The organism is Pseudomonas sp. NFPP07, assembly GCF_900115645.1.
Lineage (GTDB): Bacteria > Pseudomonadota > Gammaproteobacteria > Pseudomonadales > Pseudomonadaceae > Aquipseudomonas > Aquipseudomonas chlororaphis.
Genome location: NZ_FOXG01000006.1, coordinates 69375 through 96076, shown reverse-complemented (window position 1 = coordinate 96076; position 26702 = coordinate 69375). Strand labels below are relative to the sequence as shown.

Genomic DNA, 26702 nt, shown 5'->3' with positions numbered 1-26702 from the left:
CTCGGCGGTCGCCTGATTTCGCAGGTTTTAAGAAAGGTCTGATGTGTCGCGGAGGGAATCGTTCAGCGTTAAATAGCGCGATCTCTGTAGCCGCTGCCGAAGGCTGCGCCAAGGCCCGCAGGGCCTTCAAAAGCCCCAAGTGCGGCGCTCCTCTCGGGGCGATCGCAGCCTGTGGCAGCGGCTACATGATGCAAGCACCCCGGCTTATTTTTGCGACCCATCGTCATGCTGCAGGTTGGCCTGGGTCAGGTTGCAGCCTGCCGGCACGCTGCGGGTCAGCCAGACGTTGCCGCCGATGGTCGAGCCCTTGCCGATGGTGATGCGCCCGAGGATGGTCGCGCCGGCGTAGATCACCACGTCGTCCTCGACGATCGGGTGGCGCGGGTGGCCCTTCTGCAACTGGCCGTCCTCGTCCGCCGGGAAGCGTTTGGCGCCCAGGGTCACCGCCTGGTAGATGCGCACGCGCTCGCCGATGATCGCGGTCTCGCCGATCACTACACCGGTGCCGTGGTCGATGAAGAAGCTGCGGCCGATCTGCGCGCCCGGGTGAATGTCGATGCCGGTGGCCGAGTGGGCGATTTCCGCGCTGATCCGCGCCAGCAGCGGCAGGCCGGCGCGATACAGATGGTGGGCCAGGCGATGGTGGATCACCGCCAGGATGCCCGGGTAGCACAGCAGCACTTCGTCGACGCTGCGCGCCGCGGGGTCGCCGTGGTAGGCGGCCAGCACATCGGTATCGAGCAACACCCGCAGCCCCGGCAGGGCCAGGGCGAAATCCTGGATGATGCGGATGGCCCTGGCGTTGACGTCTTCGTCCGCCTCGCCGCTCTGGCGCGCGGCATAACGCAGTTCCAGGCGGGTCTGGGCGAGCAGTGCATTGAGGGCCGCGTCCAGGGTGTGGCCGACGTAGAAGTCCTCGCTTTCCTCGCGCAGGTCCACCGGGCCCAGGCGCATCGGGAACAAGGCGCCGCACAGCGCCTCGAGAATCTCGGCCATGGCCGCGCGCGACGGCAGTTCCCGACCGCCCTGCTCACCACTGACCCGCCCGTTGCGGGTACGCCACTGGTCGCGGGCATCACGCAGTTGACCGACTATGGTCTGCAATTGCCAATGGCTGGAACGCTCGCTCACGATAAGACTCCTCACTCAGGCGGCCGGACGGTCTGGCCGCGTAAACGACGTCACTTTACGGTATGCGTCCCAGGCCAAATTAAGAACTAATTGTGCTGGCCTAAGTACCTTTTGGCATAAGCGATTGACGGTTGCCCCGGTAAATATCGCTGCCTATAGTCCCTGACACCTCTGACAACCTGTGCGGCCTCATGATCAAACGACAGCTCGACCGTTTTAACCGTCTCGACCTGCTGGGCGGCGCCACCGCCCTGGAAAAACTCGAACGCCTGTCCACCTGGCTGGGCCGCGATGTCTACGTCAAGCGCGACGACACCACGCCGCTGGCCATGGGCGGCAACAAGCTGCGCAAACTCGAATACCTGGCCGCCGATGCGCTGGCCCAGGGCGCGGACACCCTGGTCACCGCGGGCGCCATCCAGTCCAACCACGTGCGCCAGACCGCGGCCCTGGCCGCCAAGCTCGGCCTGGGTTGCGTCGCCCTGCTGGAAAACCCCATCGGCACCGACGACGGCAATTACCTGGGCAACGGCAACCGCCTGCTGCTCGATCTGTTCGACGCCAAGGTCGAGCTGGTGGAGAACCTGGACAACGCCGACGAGCAGTTGCAGGCCCTGGCCGAGCGCCTGCGCAGCAGCGGCAAGCAGCCGTACCTGGTGCCGATTGGCGGCTCCAACGCCCTCGGCGCGCTGGGTTACGTGCGCGCCGGCCTGGAGCTGGCGGAACAGATCAACAACAGCGGGCTCGACTTCGCCGCCGTGGTGCTGGCCTCGGGCAGCGCCGGCACCCACAGCGGCCTGGCCCTGGCCTTGAGCGAAGTGTTGCCGCAGTTGCCGGTGATCGGCGTCACCGTGTCGCGCACCGACGAAGCGCAACGGCCGAAGGTCCAGGGCCTGGCCGAGCGCACCGCCGAATTGCTCGGGGTGGCGCTGCCGGAGAGCTTCAAGGTGGAGTTGTGGGACGAATATTTCGCCCCGCGTTATGGCGAGCCGAATGCCGGAACCCTGGCCGCGGTGAAGCTGCTGGCGAGCCAGGAAGGCCTGCTGCTGGACCCGGTCTACACCGGCAAGGCCATGGCCGGCCTGCTCGACGGCATCGGCCGCCAACGCTTCGACGACGGCCCGATCATCTTCCTGCACACCGGCGGCGCGCCGGCGCTGTTCGCTTATGCCGGCTCGTTTGCCTGAACACTGACCTGTAGCCGCTGGCGCAGCCTGCGCTCGGCGGCGCAGCCGTCGTAAAACCTGCATATGCGGCGTATCGGAAGAGACACGTTCGCCGGATTTGCGCCTGCTACGTCGGAATGCCCCCAAAACGATCGCAGCCTGCGGCAGCGGCTACAAAGATTGAGAATCTTTATATTTACAAAAAGCATAACAATGTGAATTTATATTATTTTTACATCTATAAGCAGCCACTTATAGTCGCGCCGCAGGCGAATTTGCCGCGAGACGCATACGCTGCATTTAGTGCAGGATAAGGCGCTCGTTCCCGCTCACCGATTGACCTGCATCTCCCAACCGCATCTGCATAAGAAAACACAGGGGCTTGTCATGATTTTTTCCGCACTACGTCGAAATATCCTCGTTGGCTCGCTGGGCCTGGCCCTCGGTGCCGGGTTGCTGGGGCAAGCGGTTGCCGGTGAGCAACTGCAGAAGATCAAGGACGCCGGCACCATCAACGTTGGCCTGGAAGGCACTTATCCACCGTTCAGCTACGTCGACGAAAGCGGCAAGCTGGCCGGCTTCGAAGTCGAGTTCTCCGAAGCCCTGGCGCAGAAGCTGGGCGTGAAGGTCAAACTGCAGCCGACCAAGTGGGACGGCATCCTCGCCGCCCTGGAGTCCAAGCGCCTGGACGCGGTGATCAATCAGGTGACCATCTCCGATGAGCGCAAGAAGAAATACGACTTCTCCACCCCCTACACCGTTTCCGGCATCCAGGCCCTGACCCAGAAGAAGAACGAAGGCAAGTTCAAGACCGCCGCCGACCTGGCCGGGCACAAGGTCGGTGTCGGCCTGGGCACCAACTACGAACAATGGCTCAAGGACAACGTGCCGCAAGCCATCATCAAGACCTACGACGATGATCCGACCAAGTACCAGGACCTGCGCGTAGGCCGTATCGACGCGATCCTGGTGGACCGCCTGGCCGCCTTCGAGCTGATCAAGAAAACCAACGACACCCTGGCTATTTCCGGCGAGCCCTTCTCCCGCCAGGAAGCCGGCGTGGCCCTGCGCAAAGGCGAACCCGAACTGCTGGCCGCGGTGAACAAGGCAATCGAGGAACTGCGCGCCGACGGCACGCTGAAAAAGCTCTCGGAAAAATACTTCAACGCTGACGTCACTCAATAATGGAAGCAGGTTTTCAGTTCGAACTGTCTTTCCCGCAGTTGAGCCAGCAAATCGCCGAAACCACGCAGCTGTTGCTGAACTCCGCGCCCTTCCTGCTCAAGGGCGCGTATTTCACGGTCATCCTCAGCCTCGGCGGCATGTTCTTCGGATTGGCGCTGGGGTTCGCCCTGGCGCTGATGCGCCTGTCGCGCTTCAAGCTGCTGAGCTGGATCGCCCGCGTCTATGTGTCGTTCTTTCGCGGCACGCCGTTGCTGGTGCAACTGTTCGTGATCTATTACGGCCTGCCGCAGCTGGGTATCGAGCTTGACCCACTGCCGGCGGCGCTGATCGGCTTCTCGTTGAACATGGCGGCCTACGCCTGCGAGATCCTGCGCGCGGCCATCGGCTCCATCGAGCGCGGGCAGTGGGAAGCGGCGGCCAGCATCGGCATGACCCGGGCCCAGACCCTGCGCCGGGCGATCCTGCCGCAAGCCATGCGCACGGCCTTGCCGCCCCTGGGCAACAGCTTTATCTCGCTGGTCAAGGACACCGCCCTGGCCGCCACCATCCAGGTCCCGGAACTGTTCCGCCAGGCACAGCTGATCACCGCCCGGACCTTCGAAGTCTTCACCATGTATCTTGCCGCCGCGCTGATCTACTGGGTTCTGGCCAGCGTGCTGGCGCACCTGCAGAACCGACTGGAAGAGCGGGTCAATCGGCACGACCAGGAGTCCTGAACCCATGATTGTGGTTGAAAAACTGACGAAGCAGTTCAAGGGTCAGACCGTCCTCAATGGCATCGACCTGACGGTGGCGGAAGGCGAGGTGGTCGCCATCATCGGCCCCAGCGGCTCGGGCAAGACCACCTTTTTGCGCTGCCTGAATTTTCTCGAAGAACCTACCAGCGGCCGGATCAAGGTCGGCAACATCGAAATCGATGGCAGCCGCCCGCTGACCCAGCAGCAGGGCCTGGTGCGGCAACTGCGCCAGCAGGTGGGTTTCGTGTTCCAGAGCTTCAACCTGTTCCCTCATCGCACCGCGCTGGAAAACGTCATCGAAGGCCCGTTGGTGGTGAAGAAGACGCCCCGCGAACAGGCGCTGGCCCTGGGCCGCGGGCTGCTGGCCAAGGTCGGCCTGGCGGGCAAGGAAGACGCCTATCCGCGGCGTCTCTCCGGCGGCCAGCAACAGCGCGTGGCGATTGCCCGGGCGCTGGCGATGGAGCCGGAAGTGATCCTGTTCGACGAACCGACCTCGGCCCTCGACCCGGAGCTGGTGGGCGAAGTGCTGGCGACCATCCGCGGCCTGGCCGAAGAGAAGCGCACCATGGTCATCGTCACCCACGAAATGGGCTTCGCCCGCGACGTGGCCAACCGGGTGATCTTCTTCGACAAGGGGGTGATCGTCGAACAGGGCGAAGCCAAGGCGCTGTTCGCCAACCCCAGGGAAGAACGCACCCGGCAATTCCTCAGCAAGTTCCTCACCTCGGGCCATCCCCAGGCCTGAGCGGCGCCCTCGCTGCCGAGCCCAGGATGGGCTGTGCAGCGAACGCAAGCCCGCCATCACATTCCGCCAGACACATTGCATACGCCGGTTTACGACGGCTACGCCGCCGCGCGCAGGCTGCGCCAGCGGCTACAGGCCTCAGATCTATCTCTCATTACCCTTCGCCTTTTCCTACCTGCCGTATACGTAAACCCCTTCTATACATATTCCTAAAAGTTAGTTTATTTAATTTTTATACGCGCATAGGGTATATGCACCGGACCACCGGACATTCTTGAACCCGATTTCGCCGCCCACGGCGCGGCACTTCCAAAGATGTGAGGTAGGTATGGTCCGGAACACAATCACCCCAGTGCAGATCGCCAGGGCATTGCGTGCAGCCAAGGAGTGGCACTGATGTCCAATCTGGCCGATGCAAATGTCCAGAGCGATCTGGATGTCGCCCCCCTGTTGTTGCCCGCACGGGTTCTGCTGAACGACGCAGAAGCCCTTCAAGCCGCCCATGAACTGGCCACCGTCGCCCGCCAGCAGGCGGCCCGGCGCGACCAGCAGCGCAAGCTGCCGTGGGCGGAAATCGAACATTTCACCCGCAGTGGCCTGGGCAGTATTGCCATCCCCCGTGAGTACGGCGGCCCGCAGGTTTCCTTCGTCACCCTGGCCGAAGTCTTCGCGATCATTTCCGCGGCCGACCCGGCCCTGGGACAGATCCCGCAGAACCAGTTCGGCATTCTCAACCTGATCCTCGGCAGCGCCACCGAACGGCAGAAGAAGCAGCTGTTCCAGAGCGTGCTGGAAGGCTGGCGCATCGGAAACGCCGGCCCGGAGCGCGGGACCAAAAACACCCTGGAACTCAAGGCACGAATCACCGCCGACGGCGACGGTTACCTGCTCAATGGCCAGAAGTTCTATTCCACCGGCGCCCTGTTCGCCCACTGGGTGGCGGTCAAGGCGCTGAACGACGACGGCAAGCAAGTATTGGCCTTCGTCCGCCGCGGCACGCCGGGGCTGCGCATCGTCGACGACTGGTCGGGCTTCGGCCAGCGCACCACTGCCAGCGGCACCATTTTGCTCAACAACGTGCGAGTCGATGCCGACCTGGTGGTGGACAACTGGCGCATCAACGAGTCGCCGAATATCCAGGGCGCGGTCTCGCAGTTGATCCAAGCGGCCATCGACGCCGGCATCGCCCGCGCCGCCATCGACGACGCCATCAGTTTCGTGCGTGAACGCTCGCGGCCATGGGTCGACGCCAACGTCGAGCGGGCCAGCGACGACCTGTATGTGATCGCCGACATCGGCAAGCTGAAAATCGAACTGCACGCCGCCGAGGCCCTGCTACGCAAGGCCGGCCAGGTGCTGGACCAGGTCAGCGCCGCGCCGATCAGCGCCGAGTCCGCGGCCCGCGCCTCGATCGCCGTGGCCGAAGCCAAGGTGCTGACCACCGAGATCTCCCTGCTGGCCAGCGAGAAACTCTTCGAGTTGGCCGGCAGCCGCGCCACCCTCGCCGAGTTCAACCTCGACCGGCACTGGCGCAACGCCCGGGTCCACACCCTGCACGATCCGGTGCGCTGGAAATACCACGCCGTCGGCACCTATCACCTGAACGGCACCCTGCCGGCTCGCCATTCCTGGATTTAAGCGACCAGATCTCTGGAGAAGTACATGACTCTTTCTCAACACGTCGCGGTCATAACCAGCGATGAGCAAGCCCTGATCGTCGCCAGCGACCTGGCCGAGGATTTCAAGCGCGACAGCGCCCTGCGCGACCGCGAACGCCGCCTGCCCCACCCCGAACTCGAAGCCTTTTCCCGCTCCGGCCTGTGGGGCATCAGCGTGCCCAGGGAATACGGTGGCGCCGGTGTGTCCAACGTCACCCTGGCCAAGGTCATCGCCCTGATCGCCCAGGCCGACGGCTCCCTGGGGCAGATCCCGCAGAACCATTTCTACGCCCTCGAAGTGCTGCGGGTGAACGGCAGCGAGGCGCAGAAAAAACGCCTGTACGCCGAGGTCCTGGCCGGCCAGCGCTTCGGCAATGCCCTGGCCGAGCTGGGCACCAAGACCGCCCACGACCGCACCACTCGCCTGACCCGGGACGTGCAGGACGGACGCGACGGCTATCGCATCAACGGCCGCAAGTTCTATTCCACCGGCGCCCTCTATGCCCAGCGCATCCCCACCTCGGTGGTGGATGAACAGGGCGTGCAGCAACTGGCCTTCGTTCCGGCGGGCAGCCAGGGCCTGAACGTGATCGACGACTGGAGCGGCTTCGGCCAGCGCACCACCGGCAGCGGCTCGGTGGTATTCGAGGACGTGTTCGTCGCCGCCGAGGACGTGATTCCCTTTCAGAGCGCCTTCGAGCGCCCGACCACCGTCGGCCCGCTGGCGCAGATTCTCCACGCCGCCATCGACACCGGTATCGCCCGCGCCGCCTATGAGGACGCCCTGCATTTCGTGCGCACCAAGACCCGGCCGTGGATCGATTCCGGCAACGACAAGGCCAGCGAAGACCCACTGACCCTCAAGAGCTTCGGCCACCTGAGCATTCGCCTGCACGCCACCGAGGCGTTGCTGGAGCGCTCCGGGGAGTTCCTCGACGCCGCCCAGGTCGAGCCCAACGCCGAGACCGTGGCCGCCGCCTCCATCGCGGTCGCCGAGGCCCGCGCCATCAGCACTGAAATCTCCCTGGCCGCCGGCAGCACCCTGTTCGAGCTGGCCGGCAGCCAGGCGACCCTGGCCGAACACGGCCTGGACCGTCACTGGCGCAACGCCCGGGTGCACACCCTGCACGACCCGGTGCGCTGGAAGTACCACGCGGTGGGCAACTACTACCTCAACCAGACGAACCCGCCACTGCGGGGGACGATCTGATGAGCGCTCTGGAGAAAGGCAAAAAAAAGATCCTGCTCAATGCCTTCAACATGAATTGCATCGGGCACATCAACCACGGCCTGTGGACCCATCCACGGGACACCTCGACCCAGTACAAGACCCTCGAATACTGGACCGAGCTGGCGCAGCTGCTGGAGCGCGGACTGTTCGACGGGCTGTTCATCGCCGACATCGTCGGGGTCTACGACGTCTACCAGAACTCGGTGGACGTGACGCTCAAGGAGTCGATCCAGCTGCCGGTCAACGACCCGCTGCTGCTGGTTTCGGCCATGGCCGCGGTGACCCGCAACCTCGGCTTCGGCCTCACCGCCAACCTCACCTACGAGCCGCCGTACCTGTTCGCCCGACGCATGTCGACACTGGACCACCTGAGCCGTGGCCGGGTCGGCTGGAACATCGTCACCGGCTACCTCGACAGCGCCGCCAAGGCCATGGGCCTGAGCGAACAGGCCGAGCACGACCGGCGCTACGACCAGGCCGACGAATACCTGCAAGTGCTCTACAAGCTCTGGGAAGGCAGCTGGGAAAACGACGCGGTGATCAACGACCGCGAACAGCGGATCTACGCCCGGCCGGAGAAGGTGCACAAGGTCGAGCACAAGGGCGAGTTCTATCAGGTCGAAGGCTATCACCTGTGCGAACCCTCGCCGCAGCGCACGCCGGTGCTGTTCCAGGCCGGCAGTTCCGATCGCGGCCTGCTGTTCGCCGGGCGCCACGCCGAATGCGTGTTCATCAGCGGGCAGAACAAGCCCACAACCCGCGCCCAGGTGGACAAGGTCCGCGCCAGCGCCGTGGCGGCCGGGCGCAATCCCGAGGACATCAAGGTGTTCATGGGGCTCAACGTGATAGTCGCCGCAACCGAGGAGCTGGCCTGGAAGAAGCACGCCGAATACCGCAGCTACGCCAGCGCCGAAGCCGGGGTGGCGCATTTCTCGGCGTCCACCGCCATCGACTTTTCCCAGTACGAGATCGACGAACCGATCCAGTACGTGAAGAGCAACGCCATCCAATCGGCCACCAAGAACCTGCAGAACAACGACTGGACCCGACGCAAGCTGCTCGACCAGCACGCCCTGGGCGGGCGCTACATCACCGTGGTCGGCTCGCCGCAGCAGGTGGCCGACGACCTCGAATCCTGGATCGCCGAAACTGGCCTGGACGGCTTCAACCTGACCCGCATCGTCACCCCGGAAAGTTATGCCGACTTCATCGACCTGGTGATCCCCGAGCTGCAACGCCGCGGCTCGTACAAGACCGCCTACGACAACGGCACCCTGCGCGAAAAGTTGTTCCGGCAGGACGCGCAGTTACCCGAGCAACACAGCGGCGCCACCTATCGACCCTAACCCTGTAGCCGCTGCCGCAGGCTGCGATAAGGCCCGAAGGGCCTTCCAACGATCTCAAGAGCACGTCCTCTTCGAGGCCGATCGCAGCCTGCGGCAGCGGCTACAGGTCACCTGAACATCCCATGCACTGACTGGAAACCTGACCATGACAACCAAGCTCTTAAGCCACCCAGTCAAAGCACTGGCCCTCGCCCTCGGATTGTTCGCCAGCGCGGTATTCGCCGCCGACGCGCCGCTGAAAGTCGGCACCACCGCCGCCTTCGCCATCCCCCTGGAGGCCGCCGTCGAAGAGGCCGGCAAACAGGGCCTGAAAGTCGAGCTGGTGGAGTTCAGCGACTGGATCGCGCCGAACGTCAGCCTGGCCGCCGGCGATATCGACGTGAACTACTTCCAGCACATCCCGTTCCTGGAAAACGCCAAGGCCGCCGCCGGTTTCGACCTGGTGCCGTTCGCCCCGGGGATCATCAACAACGTCGGCCTGTACTCGAAAAAATACAAAAGCTTCGACGAGCTGCCCGAAGGCGCCACGGTGGCCATCGCCAACGACCCGATCAACAGCGGCCGCGGCTTGCAGCTGCTGGCCAAGGCCGGCCTGATCAGCCTCAAGCCGGGGGTCGGCTACAAGGCCACCGAGGACGACATTGTCGCCAACCCGAAAAAGCTGAAGATCCTCCAGGTCGAGGCCGTGCAACTGGTACGCGCCTATGACGACGCCGACCTGGTGCAGGGCTACCCGGCCTATATCCGCCTGGCCAAGACCTTCGATGCCAGTTCGGCACTGCTGTTCGACGGCCTCGACCACAAGGAATACGTGATCCAGTTCGTGATCCAGCCCAAGAGCAAGACCGACCCGCGGCTGATCAAGTTCGTCGATATCTACCAGCATTCGCCGGCGGTGCGCGCCGCCCTGGACAAAGCCCACGGCAAGCTCTACCAAGCCGGCTGGGAAGGTTGAGATGAGCGTCGCCTACCTTGCGCACAAGTCGCCGAACCAGCCGCCCGAACAGCGGCAGGACGCGCAGCAGACCGAGCTGCATCCAGAACTGAACCAGGCCCACGTGCGCTTCATCGGCCTGACCAAGACCTACCAGGGTCAGCAAGGCCCGGTGCAGGCCCTGCACGGGATCGACCTGGCGATCCAGCGCGGCGAGGTGTTCGGCATCATCGGCCGCAGCGGCGCCGGCAAGTCGTCGCTGATCCGCACCATCAACCGCCTGGAACAGCCTTCGGGCGGCCGGGTGCTGATCGATCAGGTGGACATCGGCGACTTCGACGAAGACCGCCTGGTGGAGCTGCGCCGGCGCATCGGCATGATCTTCCAGCACTTCAACCTGATGTCGGCCAAGACCGTGTGGCAGAACGTCGAGCTGCCGCTGAAGGTGGCCGGCGTGCCCAAGGAACAGCGCGAGCGCAAGGTCCGCGAACTGCTGGAGCTGGTGGGCCTGAAAGACAAGCACAAGGCCTACCCGGCGCAGCTCTCGGGCGGGCAGAAACAGCGGGTGGGCATCGCCCGGGCGCTGGTCCACGACCCGGCGATCCTGCTGTGCGACGAGGCCACCTCGGCGCTGGACCCGGAGACCACCCAGTCGATCCTCGGCCTGCTCAAACAGATCAACCAGCGCCTGGGCCTGACCATCATCCTGATCACCCACGAGATGGCGGTGATCCGCGATATCTGCGACCGGGTGGTGGTGCTGGAGCATGGGCATATCGTCGAGCAGGGGCCGGTCTGGGAAGTGTTCGGCAACCCGCAGCACGAGGTCAGCAAAACCCTGCTGGCGCCCTTGCAGCACGGCTTGCCGGAAGAGCTGCAAAACCGCCTGCAGGCCCAGCCGAAGTCTGCCGACGCGGCGGTGGTATTGCGCGTGCGGTTCACCGGCAGGAGCAGCGACGAGCCGGACCTGGCCGCGCTGTTCGGCACCCTGGGCGGGCGCGTGCGGCTGCTGCACGGCGGCGTGGAACGGATCCAGGGGCATGCCCTGGGGCAATTGCTGCTGGCGGTCAGCGGCTCGTCCCTGGGCGCCGAGGAGCAACGTTTGCGCGCGCAACACTTTTTGCACAAGCAATGGACACAACAGGTAGAGGTGCTGGGTTATGTGGTTTGATCGCTTGCTCCAGGGCGTTATCGATACCTTCCTGATGGTCGGTGTGTCGTCGCTGATCGCGCTGCTGGCGGGCATTCCGCTGGCGGTGATCCTGGTCACCAGCGGCAAGGGCGGGATCTATGAAGCGCCCAGGCTGAACAGCGTGCTGGGGGCCTTCGTCAACCTGTTCCGCTCGATCCCGTTCCTGATCCTGATGGTGGCGCTGATCCCCTTCACCCGGCTGATCGTCGGCACCACCTACGGCGTCTGGGCCGCCGTGGTGCCACTGACCATCGCCGCCACGCCGTTCTTCGCGCGGATCGCCGAGGTCAGCCTGCGCGAGGTCGACCACGGCCTGATCGAAGCCGCCCAGGCCATGGGCTGCCGGCGCTGGCACATTGTCTGGCATGTGTTGTTGCCGGAGGCGCTGCCGGGCATCGTTGGCGGTTTCACCATCACCCTGGTGACCATGATCAACTCCTCGGCCATGGCCGGGGCCATCGGTGCCGGTGGCCTGGGGGACATCGCCTATCGCTACGGCTACCAGCGTTTCGACAGCCAGATCATGCTCACGGTGATCGTGCTGCTGGTGATCCTGGTGGCGGCGATCCAGATCGGCGGCGACCGCCTGGCGCGGGTGCTCAACAAGCGTTGAGATCGGCGGTATCCATTCGGATGTCATCGCGAGCAAGCTCGCTCCTACAGGTTGATCGCGTCGCCCCTTGTAGGAGCGAGCTTGCTCGCGATTGGCTTTCAAGGCCCACACCAAACCCGGGTCAATGCCCTTGGAGTATATTCGGCACATCACTCCAGCCAACGCAGCCCGCCATGAAACTCGCTCCCGACGACCTCGACCAGATCACCTCCACCACCCTGGGTCACTACAACCAGGTGGCCGAAGATTTCCGCGAAGGCACCCGCGACCACGATGTCAGCCAGAACATCGACGCGCTGCTTCGACATATCCAGGGCACGGCGCCCTTCACCCTGCTGGACTTCGGCTGCGGCCCCGGGCGCGACCTGCAAACCTTCACGCGCCTGGGTCATATCGCGGTCGGCCTCGACGGCTCCGAGCGTTTTGCCCAGATGGCCCGGGACGACAGCGGCTGCGAGGTCTGGCAGCAGGACTTTCTCAAGCTCGACCTGCCCGCCGAGCGCTTCGACGGCATCTTCGCCAACGCCGTGCTGTTTCATATCCCCTCGCAGGAGTTGCCGCGGGTGCTGCGCCAACTGCACGCCACGCTGAAACCCGGCGGCGTGCTGTTCAGTTCCAACCCGCGCGGCGACAACCGCGAAGGCTGGAACGGCGCGCGTTATGGCGCCTACCACGACCTGGCGGCCTGGCAGCAATTGCTCACCGCGGCAGGGTTTGTCGAGCTGGAGCATTACTACCGGCCCGCCGGCCTGCCGCGGGAGCAGCAGCCGTGGCTGGCGAGCGTGTGGCGCAAGGTTTGAGCCTGCGTCGTTATTGAGCCTTTTTCGCGAGCACGCTCGCTCCTACAGATTGAACACATTCCCCTGTAGGAGCAGCCGGTCGACGCTCGATTGCTCGCGATAACGGTCCTCAGGCTGCCTCCTTCTTCGGCTCCTTGATCTTGTACCAGGCCACGTACAGCGCCGGCAGGAACAGCAGCGTCAGCAGGGTGGCGACGATGATGCCGCCGATCATGGCGTAGGCCATCGGCCCCCAGAACACTTCCCGGGCGATGGGGATCATGCCCAGGCTGGCCGCCGCGGCGGTCAGCAGGATCGGCCGGCGCCGGTGCTCGGTGGCTTGCACCACCGCGTCCCAGGATGAATGACCGGCGCGCTCGAATTCGTCGATCTGGGTCACCAGGATCACCGAGTTGCGGATGATGATGCCGATCAGCGCGAGAATCCCGAGGATCGCCACAAAGCCCATGGGCGTGCCCGTCGGCACCAGCGCCAGGACCACGCCGATCAGCCCCAGGGGCGCGACGCTGGCCACCAGGAACAGCTTCTGCACGCTGTGCAGCTGGATCATCAGGAAGGTCGCCATGAGGAACAGCATCAACGGCACCACCTTGGCGATCGGCCCCTGGGCCTTGCCGCTCTCCTCCACCGTGCCGCCGGTGGCTACCGAATAACCGACCGGCAGGCTGGCGGCGAACGTGTCGATGTCGGGCTTGAGCAACCTGACCAGGTCGGTCGGCTGGATTTCGTCACGCACCGAGGCCTTGATGGTGATGGTCGGCTTGCGGTCACGGCGCCAGACCAGCGGCTGCTCCAGTTCGTAACGCACGGTGGCGAAGGCCAGCAGCGGAATCGAGGTGCCGTTGGGGTTGACGATCTGCAGGTTCTGCAGGGTTTCCGGGGAACCGCGCTCGCTGTCGTCGGCCCGGCCGACCACGTTGATCAGGTAGATGTCGTCATGCACCTGGGTCACGGTGGAGCCACTGACGATGCTGTTCATCAACTGCGCCACGTCCTCCGAAGACAGCCCCAACTGGCGGGCCTTGTCCTGGGCGATGTCGATGCGCAGCACTTTGCCCGGCTCGTTCCAGTCGTAGATGATCTCGCCGATGTGCGCGTTCTTGTCCAGTTCGGTGGCCAGCTCGATGGCGTGCTTGCGCACCTGGTCGATGTCCTTGCCGCTGACCCGGTACTGGATCGGCCGCCCCACCGGCGGGCCCATTTCCAGGGCCTGGACGTAGCTGCCGATGCCGACGAAGTCGTCGCGCAGGCGTTTTTTCAGGCGTTCGGTCAACGCCGTGCGCGACTCCAGGCCCTTGCTGACGATCACCAGCTGCGCGTAGTAGGGGTTCTGCAGTTGCTGGTCCAGCGGCAGGTAGAAACGGATCGCACCTTCGCCGATGTAAGTGCTCCAGCGCTCGATGTCCGGGTCGTCCTTGAGGGTCGCTTCCAGGCGATCCACCGCCATGCGGGTCTCGGCGATCGAGGCGTTCTGCGGCAGGTTGAGGTCGACGAGAATCTCCGGCCGGTCCGAGGACGGGAAGAACTGGTTCTGCACGAAGCGCATGCCGACCACCGACAGCACGAACGCCAGGACGGTGATACCGATGGCCCACCAGCGGTTGCGCATGGCCCACAGCAGGCCGCCGTTGAAGGCGCGGCCGATGCGGCCCGGCTCCTCGGAGTGGGGCTTCACATTGGTGCTGAGGATATGCACGCCGATCACCGGGGCGAACAGCACGGCGACTATCCACGACACCAGCATGGCCACGGCGATCACCGCGAACAGGGTGAAGGTGTACTCGCCGGCGGAACTGGCGTTGAGGCCGATGGGCACGAAGCCGGCGACCGTCACCAGGGTCCCGGTGAGCATCGGGAACGCTGTGGAGGTGTAGGCGAAGGTCGCCGCCTGCTCCTTGCTCTCGCCCATCTCCAGGCGCGTGACCATCATCTCCACGGTGATCATCGCGTCGTCCACCAGAAGGCCCAGGGCGATGATCAGCGCACCGAGGGAAATCCGCTGCATGGTGATGCCGCTGTATTCCATGAAGACGAAGACCATCGCCAGCACCAGCGGGATCGAGCACGCCACCACCAGCCCGGCGCGCACGCCCAGGCTGACGAAACTCACCACCAGCACGATCACCACCGCCTCGAACAGCGCGCTGGTAAAGCCGCCGACGGCTTTTTCCACCACCTCGGCCTGGTCCGACACCGTGTGTACGCCTACGCCCACCGGCAGCTCGGCGGTGAGCTGGTCCATCTTGGCGTGCAGGGCCTTGCCGAAGTCCTGGATGTTGCCGCCCTTCTTCATGGCGATCGCCAGGCCGATGGCCGGCTGGCCGTTGAAACGGAACTGCGGCGTCGAAGGATCGACGTAGCCGCGGCTGATCTCGGCGATATCCGCCAGGCGATAGAAGCGCTCGTTGAGCCGCAGGTTGACCGTGGCCAGGTCTTTCTCGGAAGCGAACTGCCCCGAGGTGCGCACGGAAATCCGCTCCGGCCCGGCCTCGATCACCCCCGCCGGGGTCACCGCATTCTGCGATTGCAGGCTCTGCAGGACCTGGCGCTGGTCGATGCCCAGCGCCGCCAGCTTGCGTGTGGAGAAGTTCAGGTAGATGACTTCGTCCTGCTCGCCGACCATCTCCACCTTGCCCAGGTTCGGCACCTCGCGGACCTCGGCGCGCACCTGCTCCACGTAGTCGCGCAGCTGGCGCATGCTCAGGCCGTCGGCGGTAAAGGCATAGACCGAGCCGAACACGTCACCGAATTCGTCGTTGAACCCCGGCCCTTGCAGGCCCTGGGGGAAGTCGCCGCGAATGTCGTTGATCTTCTTGCGCACCTGGTACCAGATTTCGGGAATGTCCTTGCCGCTGGTGGTGTCGCGCAGGTAGACGAACACCGTCGACTCGCCGGGGCGGGTGTAGCTTTTCACGTAGTCGAGGGAGTCCAGCTCTTCGAGTTTTTTCTCGATGCGGTCGGTGACCTGCTTGAGGGTTTCCTCCTGGGTCGCGCCCGGCCAGCGGGTCTGGATGACCATGGTCTTGATGGTGAAGGACGGGTCTTCCTCGCGCCCCAGATTCATGTAGGAGAACACGCCCATCAGCAGGGCGACGAACATCAGGTACCAGACGAACGACTGATGCCTGATGGCCCACTCGGATAAATTGAAGCTCCCTTTTGTGACCGGCGTCATCGTGGGCTGCCCTCGTCGATTTTGACTTTCTGCCCCGGTTTGAGGCTGTTCACTCCGGCGCTCACCACCCGCTCGCCGATTTTGATCCCGCTGCCGATCAATGCCGAGTCATGGTCCCGGCTGAGCACCGTGACCTCGCGCGGCGCCACGGTCTGCGCCTGCGGGTCGACGATCCAGACCCGGGTCTGGCCATCCACTTCCTGCAAGGCCGACAGCGGCACCTCGGTGCGCGGGACGATGGCCGAGCTGAGGGTCACGCTGATGGCCGTGCCGAGGCGGAACGCTTCGGGGGTTTCGGTGAGGGTCAGGCGCGAGCGCCGGGTGCGGGTGGCGCTCTGCGCCTGGGGTTCGATTTCACGCACGATGGCGGTGGTGTTGATGCTCGGGTCCAGCTGCGAGGCGACCTTGAACACCACGTCGGCCGGCAACTGGTCCACCAGCGTCGCGGGCAGGTCGATCACCGCTTCCTTGATGTCCGGACGGGCCAGGGTCACCACCTGCTGGCCGGCGCTGACCACCTGGCCGGCCTCGGCGTTCCAGGCGGTGACCACGCCGCCGTGATCGGTGCGCAGCTCGCTGTAGGCGAGTTGGTCGCGGGCCTGGCTGACCGCGGCCCTGGCCTGGTCCAACGAAGCACGGGTGGTCTTCAGGTCGGTCTGGGCGATATCCAGCTGCGCCTGGGCGCCGACGCCACGGTCGAACAATTGCTGCTGGCGCCGGGCGTTGGCCTGGGCATTGATCCATTGCGCCTCGATCCGGGCCAGGTCGCCCTGGGCCGAACGCAACTGGTTCTGCTGGTCGGTGGGGTCGAGGGTGGCGAGCAAGGCGCCCTTGCCCACCTCGGCGCCGACATCGACGTTGCGATTGGCGATGCGCCCCGGCACCCGGAAACCGAGGTTGGTTTCATAGCGGGCCTGGATGCTCCCGGCGAACCGCCCGAGGCTTTCCTCGGACTCGGCGCGCACCTCGAACGACAGCACCGGACGCACCGGCTCGGGCGCCGGTTCTTCCTTGGAGCAGGCGCCCAGCGTCAGGCCGGCGCACAACAGCAGGGACAGGCGCTTCATGGCTGGGCTCCTTGGGTGCCGGTCTCGGCAACGATCTCGACGAGCATCCCCGGGTGCAACAACTGGCCGCCGGCGATCACCACTTTTTCGCCGCCCTTGAGGCCGTCGCTGATGATCACCTTGCCGGTCTGGTAGCGCCCCACCGTGACGGTGTGCAGGGTAGCCTTGCCGTCCTCGCCCACCAGCCATACGGCCGGCTCGTTGAGGTTCTTGGTCAGCGCCGCCCAGGGCAGCTCGACACTGGCTTGGCCGGCCGCGTGGGCGCTGGCGCTGACCACCGAGCCCAGGTCCATGCCCGCCGGCAGGCCGTCGAGGGCCACCTTGACCTGCACCGTGCCGCTCTGCGCCGACACCACCGGGGTGACTTCACGCACCTTGCCGGTGGTCTTGATGTTCGGGTTGTCCAGCAGGCTGACGGTGATCGCGCCTTGCTTCGGCGGGGCCACCAGCAGCGATTCGTAGACGTTGAACACGGCGTCGCGCTCGCCGTCGCGGGCCAGGCTGTAGATCGGCACCGTGGCCTGCACCACCTGGCCGACTTCGGCCTGGCGCGCGGTGATCACCCCCGGCGCGTCGGCGATCAGCGCGGTGTAGCTCAGTTGCTCGCGGGCGTTGGCCAACTGCGCCTGGGCCGCGCTCAGGGCGCTCTGGCTGCTGCGCAGCGCCGCCTGGGCGGCATCGTATTCGCTCTGGCTGGTATAGCCCTTGGGCAGGAGTTTCTGCTGGCGGACGAAGGCCGCGCTGGTCTGCTTGACCCGTGCCTGTTCGGCGAACACCGAGGCGGCGGCGGAATCGACATTGGTCTGCAGGTCTTTCGGGTCGAGCCGGGCCAGGACCTGTCTGGCCGTGACCCGGTCGCCGACGTCGACCAGGCGCTGGATGATCTTGCCGCCGACGCGGAACGACAACTCGGTCTGCACCCGCGCCTGCACATCGCCGGTCAGGGTCACCTGCGCGGCGAAATCGCGGGTCTGCACCTGCTGCACGCGCACCCGCGGCCGCTCCTTTTCGCTCGGTTTTTCCGCGCCACAACCGCTCAGTAGAGCAGCCAGCATCAAACCCACTATCCACTTCGATTCGAGACCAGCCATGCAGGCTCCTTGGCGCGACGCCATCGTACAGGTGACGATACGACTGTGAGCTTAGAACAGGGTTCCACTGCTGCACGCAAGGGGATCACAAACCCTGTAGCCGCTGCCGCAGGCTGCGATCGAGCGCAACGCGGGCGCTGCTTTAGCGAACGCAGGAAGTCCTGGGGAGCTGTCGCGGCGGCTACACAATCGGCACCAATCAGGCACACTGCGCCTCCATGCACAAGGAGCCCCGGCATGCTCAAGACCCTGGCAGTGGCCAATTACCGCTCGATCAACAAACTGGTGATTCCGCTGCAGCGGCTGAACCTGATCACCGGCCCCAACGGCAGCGGCAAGTCCAACCTGTACAAGGCCCTGCGCCTGCTGGCGGAAACCGCCCAGGGCGGGGTGGTCAACGCGCTGGCCAGCGAAGGCGGCCTGGAGTCGACCTTCTGGGCCGGGCCGGAACAGATCAGCCGGCGCATGAGCCGTGGCGAGGTGGCGATCCAGGGCGGGCCACGCAAAACCGTCAAGCGCCTGCAACTGGGCTTTGCCGGCGAGGACTTCGGTTACTCGATCGGCCTGGGGCTGCCGGACTCGAGCGGCCATTTCATGCTGCCCGGGCACAGCACACCGATTCCGTCGCGCTTCACCCTCGACCCGCGGATCAAGCGCGAGAGCATCTGGAGCGGGCCGGTGTATCGCCCGGCCAGCGTGCTGGTGGATCGCCAGGGGCCGATGGTGCGGGCACGCCAGGGGCAGCAGTGGGAAGTCCTGGCGCAGCACACCTCCAGCGGCGACAGCCTGTTCGACCAGGTCGGCAACCTGCGTTCATCGCCCGAGGTCCTGCATTTGCGCGAGCAGATTCGCGGCTGGCGGTTTTACGATCACTTCCGTACCGACAGCCAGGCCCCCGCGCGCCGGCCACAGCTGGGCACGCGCACGCCGGTGCTGCACCACGACGGCCGCGACCTGGCGGCGGCGTTGCAGACCATCATCGAAGTGGGCGATCAGCAGGCGCTGCGCGAAACCATCAGCGACGCCTTTCCGGGTTCGCGGCTGGAGATCGATGCCGTGCCGGGCGGGTTGTTCGGCGTGCAGTTCTATCAGGACGGCCTGCTGCGGCCGCTGTCGGCGGCGGAGCTGTCGGACGGCACCCTGCGCTACCTGCTGCTGGTCGCCGCCCTGCTGACGCCACGGCCACCGACGCTGATGGTGCTCAACGAACCGGAAACCAGCCTGCACCCGGACCTGCTGCCGGCCTTGGCGCGCCTGATCATTCGCGCCTCGCAGCAGTGCCAGGTGTGGGTGGTATCCCATGCCAGCCGGTTGATCGCGGCGTTGCAGCAACACCCGGAGTGCAACTGCATCGTGCTGGAGAAAAATTTCGGCCAGACCGAAATCGTCGGCCAGGGGATGCTCGATGAACCGGCGTGGTATTGGCCGGATTGAGCGGCCTCAAAAATATCGCGGGCAAGAACCAGGCGTCCCCCTTGCTCCTACGGGGTGCAATGCTTGCCGGCATGGTCGCATGCAATCCCTGTAGCCGCTGCCGCAGGCTGCGATAGGTCCGAAGGACCTCGGCGACCTTGAAACCGCTGCGACCGTTCTCCGAACGCGGCCCGGGTCGATCGCAGCCTGCGGCAGCGGCTACAGGGGCTCAGGCACAGACTGTCACCCCTGCCACTTGCCGCCTTCGACAATCACGCTTTCAGGCTTGGTGTCGTCGCTCAGTTCCTTGCGCACGTACTGGTCGTAAAGCTTGAGCAGGTACTTGTCCTCGCCCAGCTTGGCCAGTTCGGCGTTGACCCAGTCACGCAGTTCGATATTGCCCTTCTTCACCGCCGGCGCGATTGGCGCCTGCTCCCCTAGGGTCTGCGGTAGTACGCGGTAACCCGGGTTCTGCTTGGACCAGCTGAACAGGATCAGGTTGTCCTGGGCATAGGCATCGCCGCGGCCGTTGGCCAGGGCTTGCAGGGACTCGGAGTTCTTCTCGAACTTCAGCAGCTTCCAGTCCGGGTGGTTCTTGGTCAGCCAGATATCGGCGGTGGTGCCGGTGGTGACGATGGTGGTGCGGCTCGCCAGGTCATCCAGGCTCTTCACTTCGCTGCCATCAGGCACCAGGGCCTGCACCGCGACCTTGAGGTTGGGGTTGGTGAACTCCACCGCTTCCTTGCGCTCCGGGGTGACGGTCATGTTGGCCAGGATCAGGTCGACCTTGTCGCTCTGCAGGAACGGAATGCGGCTGGCCGGCTCCACCGCGACGAACTCCACCTTATTCTCGTCGCCCAGCAGGTCCTTGGCGAATTGCCGCCCGATATCGGTATCGAAGCCCACATAGCGGCCGGTCTCATCGACGAAACCGAACGGCGGCTTGTCGGTGAATACGCCGACGATCAGCTTGTCGCGGGCCTTGATCTTGTCCAGGTAGCCGGCCGCCGGGGCAGCGCTGGCGCTGGCCGCGGGCTTGGGCGCTTCGGCGGATTTATCGCAGCCGGCCAGCAGGGCGAGGCCGAACAGCGGGAGTAGCAGTAGCGAAGACTTGGCAGTTTTCATAAGAGCTCCAGTTCCTTTGCAGGGATCTTTTTTGGCAGTGTTTCAACGAAGGAGAATTTCTCCAGGAACTGCTGCGCTCGTGCGGTCCGCGGGTTCGTAAAGAAGATCTCGGGAGGGTGCTGTTCGAGGATGCGCCCGGCATCCATGAACACGATGCGGTCGGCCACCGCGCGGGCGAAGGCCATTTCGTGGGTGACGATCAACAGGGTCATGCCGTCCCGGGCCAGGCCCTGGATCACTTGCAGCACCTCCTTGACCATCTCCGGGTCCAGCGCCGCGGTGACCTCGTCGAACAGCATCACCTGCGGGTTCATGCACAGCGAACGAACGATGGCGATGCGTTGCTGCTGGCCGCCGGAGAGCTGGCGCGGGAAGGCATCGCGCTTGTCCAGGAGGCCCACCCGTTCCAGCAGCGCCTCGGCCTGGGCGCGAGCTTCGCGGCGGTCGCGTTTCTGCACCTTGAGCGGGCCGAGCAGGATGTTGTCGAGCACGCTCATGTGCGGGAACAGGTGGTAGCTCTGGAACACCATGCCGATGTCCTGGCGCACCTGGCGCCAGTCGGTGGCCGGGTCCAGCAGCTCTTGGCCGGCGAATCTCAGGTGGCCGCCGTGGGCTTTTTCCAGACCATTGAGGCAGCGCAGCAAGGTGGACTTACCGCAGCCGCTGGGGCCGAGAATCACCACCACTTCGCCCTGGGCGACCTTGAGGTCGATGTCCTTGAGCACCTGCTGCTCGCCGAAAAACTTGTTGAAACCCTGGAACTCGATCAGTGCGCTCATGCTTGCGTCCAGCGCCGCTCCAGCACGCGCGAGGCGGCCGACAGCGGGTAGCAGATAAAGAAGAAAAACAGGAACAGGGCGCCGTAGATCAGCACCGATTCGTAGGTGCGCTCGATGATCTGCTGGCCGACCTTGATCACGTCCACCACGCCGATCAGCACCGCCAGCGAGCTGGTCTTGATGATCCGTGTGTAGACGTTGATGGTCGGCGGCGTCATGCGTTTCAGCGCCTGGGGCAGCAGCACGTAACCGTACAGCTGCGGGTCGGACAGGCCGATCGACAGCCCCGCCTCGCGCTGGCCACGGGGCAGCGAATGCAGGGCGCCGCGCACCACCTCGCCGACTTCGCTGGCGCCCCACAGCGACAGCACCAGCACCGCGCAGGTGAAGCTGGGAATGCTGATGCCGAAGAAGATCGGGAAACCGAAGAACAGCAGGTACAGCCAGACCAGCACCGGGATCGCCCGGAACAGCTCCAGGTAGATGCGCAGCACGGCGTTCAGCCATTTGCGCTCGAGGGTCCGCAGCACGCCATAGAGCACGCCGCCGACGGTGCTGAAAGCGATGCTCAGCAGGGAGATCGATAACGTCTGCGCGGCGCCCTTGCCCAGTTGCGGCAAAGACACCCAGAGCAGTTCAAGACCCGAACTGGCCATGTTGCAGCCTCCTTTCCAGACGGCTGAGCAACAGCGACAGCGGCAAGAACAGCAGCACGCAGATCAGCGTGAGCACGGCGAGCATTTCGTAGGTCTTGTAGTAGAGGGCGATGTAGCTCTTGGTGGTGTAGAGAATCTCCGGCACCGCCACCGCCGAGACCACGGTGGTTTCCTTAAGCAGGAAGATGAAGTTGGCAAACAACGACGGCAGGCTGAGGATCCCGGCCTGCGGCAGGATCACGTAGCGCAGCAGCTGCCAGTGCGACAGGCCGATGGAGCGCCCCGACTCCAGCTGGGCCGTCGGCACCGCTTCGACGCCGGCGCGCAGCACCTCGGTGAGGTAGGCGCCGCCGAGAAAGGTCATGGTGATGATCGCCGCGGCGAACCCGGAAATCTTCAGCCCCAGCGCCGGCAGGGCGAAGTAGACGAAGAACAGCTGGATCAGCAGCGGGGTGTTGCGCGCCAGCTCCACGTACAACCCGATCAGGCGCTGCAGGTAGGGGGTGCGGAACACCAGGATGGTGGCGTTGATCAGGGCCACCAACAGGGAGGTGGCGATGGCGATCAGGCCGACCTGCAAGGTCACGCCCACGGCCTTGAGGAAGGCCGGCAGCGTACTGAGGATAAAAGCGTAGTCGAGGGTCATGGCAATCCTGGACGCCGCTGGGGTACAGCGGCGGTGGTGCAGTCCATTGGGCGGTGGGTAACCACCCGGCAGGCATCGACTTTAAAGCTATAAAAACAATAATTTAAATACCGTTAAAGCATATTGATATCACTCAAAAAACTAACCTGCGGGGTTTGCCATGCGCGCCTGAGCCGGCTACTTTTCTGACGCCGCAAGGGATCTTTCTGATTCCAAGGAACGGACAAGCGGCCCCCGACTTCAACGGGCCAGACATGTACATGGACGATAAGAACAATGACCGACCTCAATACCCCGCAACCTCTCGACCCGCAGGACATCGTCAAGTGGCTGAAGGCCCTGTGCCGGGCCATGAAGCCTTCCTGAGCAAAATCGCTTCATCGTTGATTGCCCGTAGTTGCGTCCTTGCCGATACACCGCGGCGCCTGGATCGCGAGCAAGCTTCGCTCCTACAGAAGCAAGGTGAAGCCGTTCTTGCGGGCAATAAAAAACGCCGACGCTGTAGAAGCCATCGGCGTTTAAACCTTGAAGGGGTTTGTACGACTTAAGCGTAGTCCATCAGAAGGCAGGCAGTACCGCGCCGCTGTATTTCTTCGCGATGAATTCTTTCACTTGCGGGCTGGTCAGGGCCTTGGCCAGTTTCTGGATGGCGGCGCTGTCCTTGTTGTCCGGGCGGGACACCAGGAAGTTCACGTAAGGCGAATCGGCACCCTCGATCACCAGCGCGTCCTTGGCCGGGTTCAGGCCGGCTTCCAGGGCGTAGTTGGTGTTGATCATGTCCAGGTCGACCTGGTCCAGCACGCGCGGCAGCAGGGCCGACTCCAGTTCCTTGAACTTGAAGTTGTGCGGGTTCTTGGCGATGTCTTTCGGGGTCGCCAGGGCATTTTTCGGGTCCTTGAGTTCGATCAGGCCGGCCTTCTGCAGCAGGATCAGGGCCCGGCCGCTGTTGCTGCCTTCATTCGGAATGGCGATGGTCGCGCCGTCTTTCAGCTCGGCCAGGGTTTTGACTTTCTTCGAGTAGCCGCCGAACGGTTCGACGTGCACGCCAACCACGGTCACCAGGTTAGTGCCTTTGCCTTCGTTGAAGCTCTTCAGGTACGGCAGGGTCTGGAAGTAGTTGGCGTCCAGACGCTTCTGATCGACCTGCACGTTCGGCTGCACGTAGTCGGTGAAGACTTTGATTTCCAGGTCCACGCCTTCCTTGGCCAGGGTCGGCTTGATCAGCTCGAGGATCTCGGCGTGCGGCACCGGCGTGGCCGCCACCACCAGTTTCTCGCCAGCCTGGGCCAGACCGGCAGTCAGGGCAGCCGCCAGTGCGGTGAACAACAGAACCTTTTTCATGCAGTGTCCTTATGAGTCGTCAGTGACGACGGCTTTTGTAATGAAGGTGCCAGCGAAGTGCTATCTCTGGCGTGGAGCGGACAATACCGGGATTTTTTATGCCTTAACAATATCTTTTATTCACGTTGATATTCCATTTTGTTCATACACAATCGGACCGCTCTAGCCCGCATCTGAGGCGCTGTGCATGCCCCTGTAGCCGCTGCCGCAGGCTGCGATCGAGCGCGCAGCGCTCGCCAGGTTTTCAGGCTGCCTTCAAAGGGATTGTGCAGTCGTATGGGTGGCCGCTGCGCAGCCGATCGCAGCCTGCGGCAGCGGCTACAGAAAGCTGCCCGCTGCACGAATCAGGAATGGGAGGGGGCTTCAGATCACGCCGTGTTGCTTGAGCAGGTGTTTCAGCGCCTGCAACTCGGCGGCGGAACCGTCCGCGATCAGGCCCTTCAACTGTTGATCCACCAGCTCCAGCCGCGACAGCTGCGGCGGCAGGTTCAGGTGCTCCGGCAGGATCTCCTCGCCACTGCTGACCAGCAGGGCAAAGTGAATCACGTTCTCCAGCTCGCGGGTATTGCCCGGCCAGCTGTGCTGCTCCAGCACCTGCTGGGCGGCTTCGCTGATCAGCGGCACCGGCAGGTCCAGGCGCTGGCTGTAGATGCCGAGGAAGTATTCGGCCAACGACAGGATGTCGCCGACCCGCTCGCGCAGCGCCGGCAGTTCCAGATGGCCCTCGCCGAGGTAGTGATACAGCCGTTCATGGAACTTGCCCGCCGCCACCGCCTGGGCCAGGTCGATGCTGGTGGCCGCCACCAAGCGCACGTCCACCGGGCTCGGCTGATGGGCGCCGACCCGGGTCACCTCATGATTTTCCAGGGCCGACAGCAGCTTGATCTGGATCGGCAACGGCAAGTCGCCGATCTCGTCCAGGTACAGGGTGCCGCCGTTGGCCGAGCCGAACCAGCCGGCGCGGCTGCTGGCCGAACCGCTGAAGGTGCCGGCGGCGTAGCCGAACAGTTCGGCGTCGGCGTAGGTAGGGCTGATGGCCCCGCAGTTGACCGACACGAACAGGCCGCTGCGGTCGCTGGCGCGGTGGATATGCCGGGCCAGCAGCTCCTTGCCGCTGCCGGTTTCACCGCGGATCAACACCGAGATCGCTCGCGGCGCCAGCTGTTCCAGCTCCTGGCGCAACTGCCGCGAACGGGGATCGACGAACACCAGCGCCTTGGCGCGGATGCTCAGCGGGCTTTTTTCAGCATCGGGAAAGGTCAGCAGCGGCTGGCCGAAAGACTCATGCAGACTCATGGCAGACTCCCGCCCAAATCCGCTGGCAGGCGGGGGCGTTTAACAAAAAGAAAAAATCAGGCGCGGCGCAGGGAATGCTGTTCCATGCGGTTTTGCAGGCGATAGAGATACGCGAAACCCTGCTCCCAGCGCTGGTGCCCGGACTTGACGTTGATATGCCCGGCACCGGACAGGATCCCCGCCTCGGCGCCCCAGTTGCGGGCCAGCTCCAGGGCGCGCGGCGCACTGATGGCGCTGTCGTTGTCGGAGCTGACTATCTGGCTCGGGAACGGCAACAGGTCGCTGGGGATCGGCGCGAAATTGCGCAGCGCCGGCGCGCAGGCCGGACGCTCGACATCCGCCGGCGCCACCAGCAACGCACCACGCACCTGGCGCAAGGCGCTGACCGGCGCATGGGCGGCCCAGTGCGCGACGGTGATGCAACCCAGGCTGTGGGCGATCAGGATCACCGGGGTGCTGTCGGCGGCAATCGCCTCGGCCAGCGCCGCGACCCAGTCTTCGCGCCGCGGCGTCAGCCAGTCGGCCTGCTCCACCCGCGCACTGTTCGGCAGGCTGTTCTGCCAGTGGCTTTGCCAATGATCTTCTGGCGATCCTTGCCAGCCCGGCACAATCAGGTAGCGAATTGATTCGTTGCGCATGGGGAGCTCTCCTGCGTGTCTGTTCCCGATCGAGTATAGGGACGAGAGTTATATTCGTTAAGGAATAAGAAGCTATTTATTAAGATCCATAAAGAATATCAAACACCACCTGTACCTATCCTGTACGAACGCTGGCGTTCAGGCCGGCAAACCGCAGTGTCTGCATCGCGAGCAAGCTCGCTCCTACAGGTTCGTGGCGCCCGCCGGCTTTGTAGGAGCGAGCTTGCTCGCGATGGCGTCGGTCCAGGCCAGCGCCCCGAGCCATATCGCAGGCAAAAAAAAGGCCGCACCCTGCCAAGGAGACGGCCTGAAAAGTCGTGGCTTACAACACTGGGTCAGCGGGCGGTGATCACCGAAAGCTTGGTGATACCGGCACGCTCGATGGAGGCCATGGCACGGGCCACTTCGCCGTAATTGACGCCGTCGTCCGCCTGCAGCTGCACGCGCACTTCCGGGTCCTTGGCCTTGGCCGCCTGAAGATTGGTTTCCAAAAGGTCCGGCTGGATCTCGTCCTTGTTGATAAAGAGTTTGCCGGCGCCGTCGATGCTCACCACCAGCGGGTCCTTCTGCTCCACCGGGGCCACGGCCTCGGTCTTGGGCAGGTTGATCGGAATCGCATTGGTCAACAGTGGCGCGGTGACGATGAACACCACCAGCAGTACCAACATCACGTCCACCAGCGGCGTGACGTTGATCTCGCTCAGTACCTCATCGCTGTCCTGGGTCGAGAAGGCCAT

Annotated in this window: 24 protein-coding genes; 12 read left to right on the top strand and 12 right to left on the bottom strand. The window is 64.4% G+C overall.

Annotated features, from left to right (window positions below):
- Nucleotides 1-204: 204 nt before the first annotated feature.
- Complete coding sequence (epsC, locus tag BM019_RS16345) at nucleotides 205-1131, bottom strand: serine O-acetyltransferase EpsC (RefSeq protein ID WP_009041677.1); 927 nt, start codon at nucleotides 1129-1131, stop codon at nucleotides 205-207.
- A gap of 191 nt (nucleotides 1132-1322) precedes the next feature.
- Between epsC and BM019_RS16340 the strand changes: the two genes are divergently transcribed.
- From BM019_RS16340 to BM019_RS16290, 11 genes are all read left to right on the top strand, one after another.
- A complete protein-coding gene (locus BM019_RS16340; protein ID WP_092418916.1) occupies nucleotides 1323-2318 on the top strand; it encodes a D-cysteine desulfhydrase in 996 nt (331 codons plus the stop codon).
- 366 nt (nucleotides 2319-2684) lie between these two features.
- Nucleotides 2685-3482 (top strand): cystine ABC transporter substrate-binding protein, encoded by a 798-nt coding sequence (gene tcyJ / locus BM019_RS16335; protein WP_062824011.1) that lies wholly within the window; start codon nucleotides 2685-2687, stop codon nucleotides 3480-3482.
- 50 nt (nucleotides 3483-3532) lie between these two features.
- Nucleotides 3533-4198, top strand: a complete 666-nt coding sequence (gene tcyL / locus BM019_RS16330; RefSeq protein WP_037005081.1) for a cystine ABC transporter permease — start codon at nucleotides 3533-3535, stop codon at nucleotides 4196-4198.
- A gap of 4 nt (nucleotides 4199-4202) precedes the next feature.
- On the top strand, nucleotides 4203-4964 hold the full coding sequence (gene tcyN, locus BM019_RS16325; RefSeq protein WP_063427777.1) for an L-cystine ABC transporter ATP-binding protein TcyN: 762 nt from the start codon (nucleotides 4203-4205) through the stop codon (nucleotides 4962-4964).
- A 396-nt stretch (nucleotides 4965-5360) separates the two neighbouring features.
- Entirely contained in the window at nucleotides 5361-6602 is a 1242-nt protein-coding gene (locus BM019_RS16320) for an SfnB family sulfur acquisition oxidoreductase (protein ID WP_009041673.1), read from the top strand.
- A 24-nt stretch (nucleotides 6603-6626) separates the two neighbouring features.
- Nucleotides 6627-7832, top strand: coding sequence for an SfnB family sulfur acquisition oxidoreductase (locus BM019_RS16315; protein ID WP_092418915.1), 1206 nt, complete (start codon nucleotides 6627-6629; stop codon nucleotides 7830-7832).
- Nucleotides 7832-9199, top strand: a complete 1368-nt coding sequence (locus BM019_RS16310; RefSeq protein ID WP_092418914.1) for an LLM class flavin-dependent oxidoreductase — start codon at nucleotides 7832-7834, stop codon at nucleotides 9197-9199. Before BM019_RS16315 ends, BM019_RS16310 begins: the two co-directional genes overlap by 1 nt.
- 145 nt (nucleotides 9200-9344) lie before the next feature.
- Entirely contained in the window at nucleotides 9345-10154 is an 810-nt protein-coding gene (locus tag BM019_RS16305; RefSeq protein WP_092418913.1) for a MetQ/NlpA family ABC transporter substrate-binding protein, read from the top strand.
- Nucleotide 10155: 1 nt separating this feature from the next.
- Nucleotides 10156-11304, top strand: a complete 1149-nt coding sequence (locus BM019_RS16300) for a methionine ABC transporter ATP-binding protein (protein ID WP_009041669.1) — start codon at nucleotides 10156-10158, stop codon at nucleotides 11302-11304.
- Nucleotides 11294-11938, top strand: coding sequence for a methionine ABC transporter permease (locus tag BM019_RS16295; protein WP_092418912.1), 645 nt, complete (start codon nucleotides 11294-11296; stop codon nucleotides 11936-11938). The genes BM019_RS16300 and BM019_RS16295 overlap by 11 nt, the downstream gene beginning before the upstream one ends.
- Before the next feature lie 173 nt (nucleotides 11939-12111).
- Nucleotides 12112-12738 (top strand): class I SAM-dependent methyltransferase, encoded by a 627-nt coding sequence (locus BM019_RS16290; protein ID WP_007925320.1) that lies wholly within the window; start codon nucleotides 12112-12114, stop codon nucleotides 12736-12738.
- A gap of 109 nt (nucleotides 12739-12847) precedes the next feature.
- On the opposite strand, the gene BM019_RS16285 is transcribed toward BM019_RS16290, so the two are convergent.
- The 3 genes from BM019_RS16285 to BM019_RS16275 are packed head-to-tail and all read right to left on the bottom strand — an operon-like array spanning nucleotide 12848 to nucleotide 18071.
- Entirely contained in the window at nucleotides 12848-15913 is a 3066-nt protein-coding gene (locus BM019_RS16285) for an efflux RND transporter permease subunit (RefSeq protein ID WP_092418911.1), read from the bottom strand.
- Complete coding sequence (locus tag BM019_RS16280) at nucleotides 15910-16980, bottom strand: efflux RND transporter periplasmic adaptor subunit (protein ID WP_092418910.1); 1071 nt, start codon at nucleotides 16978-16980, stop codon at nucleotides 15910-15912. Before BM019_RS16280 ends, BM019_RS16285 begins: the two co-directional genes overlap by 4 nt.
- Nucleotides 16977-18071, bottom strand: a complete 1095-nt coding sequence (locus BM019_RS16275; RefSeq protein WP_085533342.1) for an efflux RND transporter periplasmic adaptor subunit — start codon at nucleotides 18069-18071, stop codon at nucleotides 16977-16979. Before BM019_RS16275 ends, BM019_RS16280 begins: the two co-directional genes overlap by 4 nt.
- A gap of 237 nt (nucleotides 18072-18308) precedes the next feature.
- On the opposite strand from BM019_RS16275, the gene BM019_RS16270 reads away from it, so the two are divergent.
- Nucleotides 18309-19505, top strand: coding sequence for an AAA family ATPase (locus BM019_RS16270; RefSeq protein ID WP_092418909.1), 1197 nt, complete (start codon nucleotides 18309-18311; stop codon nucleotides 19503-19505).
- A gap of 222 nt (nucleotides 19506-19727) precedes the next feature.
- On the opposite strand, the gene BM019_RS16265 is transcribed toward BM019_RS16270, so the two are convergent.
- The 8 genes from BM019_RS16265 to BM019_RS16230 all read right to left on the bottom strand — a co-directional run bounded on the left by BM019_RS16265 (nucleotide 19728) and on the right by BM019_RS16230 (nucleotide 26702).
- Nucleotides 19728-20609: a transporter substrate-binding domain-containing protein gene (locus BM019_RS16265; RefSeq protein ID WP_007925329.1), complete on the bottom strand. Its 882-nt coding sequence runs from the start codon at nucleotides 20607-20609 to the stop codon at nucleotides 19728-19730.
- The gene (locus BM019_RS16260; RefSeq protein WP_053259239.1) at nucleotides 20606-21388 is read right to left on the bottom strand and encodes an amino acid ABC transporter ATP-binding protein; all 783 of its coding nucleotides are present in this window, start codon (nucleotides 21386-21388) and stop codon (nucleotides 20606-20608) included. The genes BM019_RS16265 and BM019_RS16260 overlap by 4 nt, the downstream gene beginning before the upstream one ends.
- Complete coding sequence (locus BM019_RS16255; protein WP_062824021.1) at nucleotides 21385-22044, bottom strand: amino acid ABC transporter permease; 660 nt, start codon at nucleotides 22042-22044, stop codon at nucleotides 21385-21387. Before BM019_RS16255 ends, BM019_RS16260 begins: the two co-directional genes overlap by 4 nt.
- Nucleotides 22025-22690 (bottom strand): amino acid ABC transporter permease, encoded by a 666-nt coding sequence (locus tag BM019_RS16250; RefSeq protein ID WP_007925334.1) that lies wholly within the window; start codon nucleotides 22688-22690, stop codon nucleotides 22025-22027. Before BM019_RS16250 ends, BM019_RS16255 begins: the two co-directional genes overlap by 20 nt.
- Before the next feature lie 558 nt (nucleotides 22691-23248).
- Nucleotides 23249-24031, bottom strand: coding sequence for a MetQ/NlpA family ABC transporter substrate-binding protein (locus tag BM019_RS16245; RefSeq protein ID WP_092418908.1), 783 nt, complete (start codon nucleotides 24029-24031; stop codon nucleotides 23249-23251).
- A 363-nt stretch (nucleotides 24032-24394) separates the two neighbouring features.
- Nucleotides 24395-25327 (bottom strand): sigma 54-interacting transcriptional regulator, encoded by a 933-nt coding sequence (locus BM019_RS16240; protein WP_009041661.1) that lies wholly within the window; start codon nucleotides 25325-25327, stop codon nucleotides 24395-24397.
- 56 nt (nucleotides 25328-25383) lie between these two features.
- Nucleotides 25384-25965, bottom strand: a complete 582-nt coding sequence (locus BM019_RS16235; protein WP_085533335.1) for an alpha/beta hydrolase — start codon at nucleotides 25963-25965, stop codon at nucleotides 25384-25386.
- A gap of 335 nt (nucleotides 25966-26300) precedes the next feature.
- The gene (locus BM019_RS16230; RefSeq protein WP_009041659.1) at nucleotides 26301-26702 is read right to left on the bottom strand and encodes an ExbD/TolR family protein; all 402 of its coding nucleotides are present in this window, start codon (nucleotides 26700-26702) and stop codon (nucleotides 26301-26303) included.

Bases quoted from the DNA above. Each gene is read 5' to 3' on its own strand.
- BM019_RS16340 (WP_092418916.1), top strand. From the start codon at position 1,323: ATGATCAAACGACAGCTCGACCGTTTTAACCGTCTCGACCTGCTGGGC.
- tcyJ (WP_062824011.1), top strand. From the start codon at position 2,685: ATGATTTTTTCCGCACTACGTCGAAATATCCTCGTTGGCTCGCTGGGC.
- tcyN (WP_063427777.1), top strand. From the start codon at position 4,203: ATGATTGTGGTTGAAAAACTGACGAAGCAGTTCAAGGGTCAGACCGTC.
- BM019_RS16320 (WP_009041673.1), top strand. From the start codon at position 5,361: ATGTCCAATCTGGCCGATGCAAATGTCCAGAGCGATCTGGATGTCGCC.
- BM019_RS16315 (WP_092418915.1), top strand. From the start codon at position 6,627: ATGACTCTTTCTCAACACGTCGCGGTCATAACCAGCGATGAGCAAGCC.
- BM019_RS16310 (WP_092418914.1), top strand. From the start codon at position 7,832: ATGAGCGCTCTGGAGAAAGGCAAAAAAAAGATCCTGCTCAATGCCTTC.
- BM019_RS16305 (WP_092418913.1), top strand. From the start codon at position 9,345: ATGACAACCAAGCTCTTAAGCCACCCAGTCAAAGCACTGGCCCTCGCC.
- BM019_RS16300 (WP_009041669.1), top strand. From the start codon at position 10,156: ATGAGCGTCGCCTACCTTGCGCACAAGTCGCCGAACCAGCCGCCCGAA.
- BM019_RS16295 (WP_092418912.1), top strand. From the start codon at position 11,294: ATGTGGTTTGATCGCTTGCTCCAGGGCGTTATCGATACCTTCCTGATG.
- BM019_RS16290 (WP_007925320.1), top strand. From the start codon at position 12,112: ATGAAACTCGCTCCCGACGACCTCGACCAGATCACCTCCACCACCCTG.
- BM019_RS16285 (WP_092418911.1), bottom strand. From the start codon at position 15,913: ATGACGCCGGTCACAAAAGGGAGCTTCAATTTATCCGAGTGGGCCATC.
- BM019_RS16280 (WP_092418910.1), bottom strand. From the start codon at position 16,980: ATGAAGCGCCTGTCCCTGCTGTTGTGCGCCGGCCTGACGCTGGGCGCC.
- BM019_RS16275 (WP_085533342.1), bottom strand. From the start codon at position 18,071: ATGGCTGGTCTCGAATCGAAGTGGATAGTGGGTTTGATGCTGGCTGCT.
- BM019_RS16270 (WP_092418909.1), top strand. From the start codon at position 18,309: ATGCTCAAGACCCTGGCAGTGGCCAATTACCGCTCGATCAACAAACTG.
- BM019_RS16265 (WP_007925329.1), bottom strand. From the start codon at position 20,609: ATGAAAACTGCCAAGTCTTCGCTACTGCTACTCCCGCTGTTCGGCCTC.
- BM019_RS16260 (WP_053259239.1), bottom strand. From the start codon at position 21,388: ATGAGCGCACTGATCGAGTTCCAGGGTTTCAACAAGTTTTTCGGCGAG.
- BM019_RS16255 (WP_062824021.1), bottom strand. From the start codon at position 22,044: ATGGCCAGTTCGGGTCTTGAACTGCTCTGGGTGTCTTTGCCGCAACTG.
- BM019_RS16250 (WP_007925334.1), bottom strand. From the start codon at position 22,690: ATGACCCTCGACTACGCTTTTATCCTCAGTACGCTGCCGGCCTTCCTC.
- BM019_RS16245 (WP_092418908.1), bottom strand. From the start codon at position 24,031: ATGAAAAAGGTTCTGTTGTTCACCGCACTGGCGGCTGCCCTGACTGCC.
- BM019_RS16240 (WP_009041661.1), bottom strand. From the start codon at position 25,327: ATGAGTCTGCATGAGTCTTTCGGCCAGCCGCTGCTGACCTTTCCCGAT.
- BM019_RS16235 (WP_085533335.1), bottom strand. From the start codon at position 25,965: ATGCGCAACGAATCAATTCGCTACCTGATTGTGCCGGGCTGGCAAGGA.
- BM019_RS16230 (WP_009041659.1), bottom strand. From the start codon at position 26,702: ATGGCCTTCTCGACCCAGGACAGCGATGAGGTACTGAGCGAGATCAAC.